Here is a 3,990-nt window from a genome sequence, read left to right on the forward strand (position 1 = left end):
TGACAACTGGCTTACTGACATTGAATATGGAGGCAGTAGCTTCTTCAATATGGCTTCTTTTCTTTCTGCTGGAATACGAGACACAATTCATTCTTACCGCCCAAACTGGTTAAATTTTAACAGTGACAACTATCCTGCCAGAGGGGGTACTGATGGAACAAGCATAACAATAAATTTAAGCAGATTCGCAACGCTTGGCACTTTCGGTTTGAATCAGTTTTAGTGTTTACGGCACAATGGTTTAGGTGAGTGGTAGCGTTGCTCACTACTTAATTTGGCGTTATGCCTTATGAGGAAATTATGAGTACATATGAAGTAATTTCGACAATAGTGATCGTAATAAGCATCGCTATCAATGTGTTTCAGTTTCGTCAACGTAAGCCGAAGCTAAAAATTCAGATGTGCCGTAGTATTGAGCCAAATCAAGACGGGGTAGGTAACTACCTTTGTGGACGTATTTTTATTTCCAATCACGGTAGTGAGACTGCATTTTATAGTGGCTTAGAGGCTATTGATGACAAAGGTAAACTATTCTTTCCTTGCTGCTCATTAAAGATTCCTAGTGAAATTCCTCCTAATGCTTCGGTTGTAGGTACTATCACGAATGGGCACTTGCTCTGTAATGGAACGAAAGAATTATATGTTATTGATGGGACTTTAAGTAAACACCGAGTACCAACTAAGGTATTGAAATCAGTGATTTCAGATCTTACTCAAGAACGAGATAGGCTTGAAGGACTAGGTGTTAATGTTCATCCTAATAATTCATGGTCATCTCAACCACAGGCATAACAATAAATTTAAGAGTGATTCACAACGCTCGGCGCTTTCATTTTAAGCTAGTTTAGTGTTTATGGCACAATGCTTTAGGTAAGGTGTTAGCGTTGTTCACACCTTAATTTGGCGTTATGCTTCTTAATTGACTCAGGATAAAGTATTGATAGAAATAGAATTTAGTATCTATCTGGCAAGTAAAAAGAATTGGGTTCATTTAGTCAAAAATGTTCACCTTCCGGTAGTGCCAAGAGTTGGTGAGTTTGTTAAGTTCAACAACCGCATTGTAGGCGATTACTTCTCTTGGACCGTAAATCAAGTAACTTATCGCGAAAGTGGAGTGATAGAAGTAACTACTGAATTGCTCGATAACACTAACAACCGAATGTATTCATTCGAAGAGCAAGATGAGTTTCTAGAGTATTACCATTCTTATTTAAACGAGGGGTGGGTTTCACCTCATGGAATTAAAGCTAACAAGCAATACCAACGGTGAAAAGCAGAAGCATAACAAACTGTTTAAGAGTGATTCGCAACGCGTGGCATTTTTACTATGCGTTGCTTTAGGTGTTTAAGGTGGTATGCGGTGACTTCGGCATTGCGTTGCTCACACCTTAACAGAGCGTTATGTTAATGAGGAAATTAAATGAAAAAGGTAATAAGTGTTTTGTTTGGGTTGGCATTATTGGCTGGATGTGAAAACAATCAAGAGCCAATAACTCTATCAGCGGAAAAAGGTGATGTTACTTATCTGCTGAGTGTAAACGCAACAAATGCTTCAATAACTATTGGAAAAAATACCGAGACTCTTACAGTGAAGGCATACGATTCCAATGAAATTTTGTTGGAAGACAAAGATGGAAATGCTCTAAATTTTAAACAACAGCCTAGTTTATCAAATTGGTTGTGTGACTTATGTGTTAATCACGGGCTTCCTGTGACCTGGAAATAACATAACAATCTGTTTAAGAGTGATTCGCAACGCTTGGCATTTTTGCTATGCGTTGCGTTTTGTGTTTAAGGTGGTATGCGGAGGCTTCGGTATTGCGTTGCTCACACCTTAACAGGGCGTTAGGGCTTACTACAAAAAATTTGCAAGGATGGCGAAATGGTAAGGTTTTATCTAGTTCTTACTTTGTTAGGTATATTGCTACCGTATGGAGCGTTGGTTCCTTGGCTAGTTGCTAATGGCTTAGATATTAGTCTTTTGTTCAGTGAAGCGGTGGCAAACCCCATTAGTATAATGGCCTGGCTTGATGTCTTGGTTGGTGCGATTGCTCTGATAGGCTTTATTTTAGTGGACGGGCAAAAACATAAAGTGAAGTATCGATATTTTGCAGTGTTGGGAACTTTGTCAGTTGGTGTGTCGTTTGGGCTCCCAATGTACCTTTATTTCAAAGAAAAACAGTCCCTTCAGCCACAGCCCTAACAATAAATTTAAGAGTGATTCACAACGCTTGGCGCTTTCACTTCAAGCTAGTTTAGTGTTTATGGCACAATGCTTTAGCTAAGGTGGCGGCGTTGTTCACACCTTAATTTGGCGTTAAGTGCTTCAGTGTCGCAATCAAGGTTTTAGTGCATGCGTATGATGGATGATTAGTATAAAATCACAATAGTTTGAATTAATGGAAAAAAAATAATGGCTGACTGGACAGATCTACTACCGACTGCTGTAAAAGCACCAATTACAATTTATCAAAATAAAAGTCAGATCCATGAATGGTGGAAACGACTGTTGGTCTATGCGGGGCGCGGCGACACAAATGTTGTTGTAACTGGTGCGGCAGGATCTGGTAAGTCGGTGTTAACCTTATGCCACCACGGTGAAGTAAAAGATCGGGAGTGGAAAGAACCAGGAACATCTACAGCTGTCGAGAAAAAAGCGATTTCAGTTGGTGAGTGGACTAAGATATTCACTGTTGTTCCGGGACAGGAAATATTGGCTCGAGAAGCAGCTTTAGACGAAGCCTTTAATACCCATAAGAATCTTGAAGGTGTGCTTCATGTCGTCGACTTTGGTTTCACTTCTATCCGCTCTAGTGTTTCTGAGCAAAAATTGAAAGATAGAGGTTATGTAACTCTTGAGGCTATTAGAGACTACAACCTTGAACGTGAATTAGAAGAATTTAAGAAAGTTACAAATCTGATTGCAACAGCATGTGCCGCTGGGAGAGGTCCTAAATGGCTAACCATCGCTGTGAGTAAAGCAGATTTGTACTTCGATAAATTAGAACAAGCTAAAATGTACTACTATCCAGAAGGAGATAGTCCATTTGTGGAAGAACTGAATAGGTTGTTAAAGCGTGTTGGCTCTAACAATCTTAAGTGCCGTGTAGTTCCTGTTTGTCCTAAGCCAAAACCATATGTTTGGGGAGACACTAAAATTTCTCCTCAATTGGTAACTTTTGATGAGCCAGCGAATTATATGCAAAACTTCGTTGGTATCTTAGCTGAGGTTTCTGATGAGTGATGAATATTTCGAAAAGCCAAGTTCAACCTTGAGTGAGTTGGAAAAATTAATTTCACTTGCTGAAAATGTATCTGGTCACTTGAAAGAGCTAGAAGAGCTTTCTATGTCTAATAAGCAGAGGCAGTACATTATATTAGGTTGTATTTATGCTTTTGTGATGTTCTCAGCACTGCTTTTGTTCTCAAACATGACGCTTGAAATAAGCTCGATTTATCGCACTATAATATCAGCGTCATCATTAATCATGTCTCTACCACTGATTGTTGCGCTGTTTAATGCACGTAGGCGAGCTAGAAAGCTGTCTGAAGATTTAGAGATTGAATCATCAGTATTAGCCGAGTTGCTGGACTTAATTCATGAACTAGAAAACTATAGTAGATTCGCAGAGTCACTAGATCCAGTAGCGATAGCCACCTATCGTATGAGATTGAAAAGGTTACGTTTTTCGATTAAATAAATACGCACTTAACAAAGCATTTAAGAGTGATTCCCAACGCTTGGCATTTTCAGTGCCAGTCGTTGGGTTTCGTGTTTATGGTGGTATGGTTTAGTTGTGTGGTAGCGTTGCTCACACCTTAATGCGGCGTTATGCGTAATTGATGGAGTACCGAGAATTAGATGGAAGTAGTAGAAGCGGAAAAATCGGATTTAGATTCATTCTTTGTGTATCTAGAAAATCAGCTGTCTGAAAATGGTAATGGAGAAGTTCCTCTTTTCCAGCCAATGTCCAGAGAGCAAAGTGAAAT

General features: G+C 39.4%; 7 protein-coding genes and 1 pseudogene. All 8 read left to right on the forward strand.

Features of this window, described 5'->3' with window-relative positions; translation table 11 throughout:
* On the forward strand, positions 1-223 hold a 223-nt coding region (locus ELS82_RS26735), incomplete at its 5' end, for a hypothetical protein (protein WP_208733270.1).
* 77 nt (positions 224-300) lie between these two features.
* Positions 301-792, forward strand: coding sequence for a peptidase T (locus tag ELS82_RS23515; protein ID WP_126576049.1), 492 nt, complete (start codon positions 301-303; stop codon positions 790-792).
* Between the two features lie 145 nt (positions 793-937).
* Complete coding sequence (locus ELS82_RS23520; protein WP_047483028.1) at positions 938-1,270, forward strand: hypothetical protein; 333 nt, start codon at positions 938-940, stop codon at positions 1,268-1,270.
* A gap of 150 nt (positions 1,271-1,420) precedes the next feature.
* Complete coding sequence (locus tag ELS82_RS23530; protein ID WP_050907877.1) at positions 1,421-1,726, forward strand: hypothetical protein; 306 nt, start codon at positions 1,421-1,423, stop codon at positions 1,724-1,726.
* A gap of 156 nt (positions 1,727-1,882) precedes the next feature.
* On the forward strand, positions 1,883-2,203 hold the full coding sequence (locus tag ELS82_RS23540; protein ID WP_045396164.1) for a DUF2834 domain-containing protein: 321 nt from the start codon (positions 1,883-1,885) through the stop codon (positions 2,201-2,203).
* Positions 2,204-2,413: 210 nt separating this feature from the next.
* Positions 2,414-3,244, forward strand: a complete 831-nt coding sequence (locus ELS82_RS23545; protein WP_134837594.1) for a GTPase domain-containing protein — start codon at positions 2,414-2,416, stop codon at positions 3,242-3,244.
* The gene (locus ELS82_RS23550) at positions 3,237-3,701 is read left to right on the forward strand and encodes a hypothetical protein (protein ID WP_134837595.1); all 465 of its coding nucleotides are present in this window, start codon (positions 3,237-3,239) and stop codon (positions 3,699-3,701) included. Before ELS82_RS23545 ends, ELS82_RS23550 begins: the two co-directional genes overlap by 8 nt.
* Before the next feature lie 161 nt (positions 3,702-3,862).
* Positions 3,863-3,990: pseudogene (locus ELS82_RS27105) on the forward strand (GNAT family N-acetyltransferase); the annotation flags it as partial.

Source organism: Vibrio ouci (genome assembly GCF_004551525.1).
In the GTDB taxonomy this organism is placed as follows: domain Bacteria; phylum Pseudomonadota; class Gammaproteobacteria; order Enterobacterales; family Vibrionaceae; genus Vibrio; species Vibrio ouci.

Excerpts from the sequence above, each read along its gene's own strand:
- ELS82_RS23530 (WP_050907877.1), top strand. The coding sequence starts at position 1,421 with ATGAAAAAGGTAATAAGTGTTTTGTTTGGGTTGGCATTATTGGCTGGA.
- ELS82_RS23515 (WP_126576049.1), top strand. The coding sequence starts at position 301 with ATGAGTACATATGAAGTAATTTCGACAATAGTGATCGTAATAAGCATC.
- ELS82_RS23545 (WP_134837594.1), top strand. The coding sequence starts at position 2,414 with ATGGCTGACTGGACAGATCTACTACCGACTGCTGTAAAAGCACCAATT.
- ELS82_RS23540 (WP_045396164.1), top strand. The coding sequence starts at position 1,883 with ATGGTAAGGTTTTATCTAGTTCTTACTTTGTTAGGTATATTGCTACCG.
- ELS82_RS23550 (WP_134837595.1), top strand. The coding sequence starts at position 3,237 with ATGAGTGATGAATATTTCGAAAAGCCAAGTTCAACCTTGAGTGAGTTG.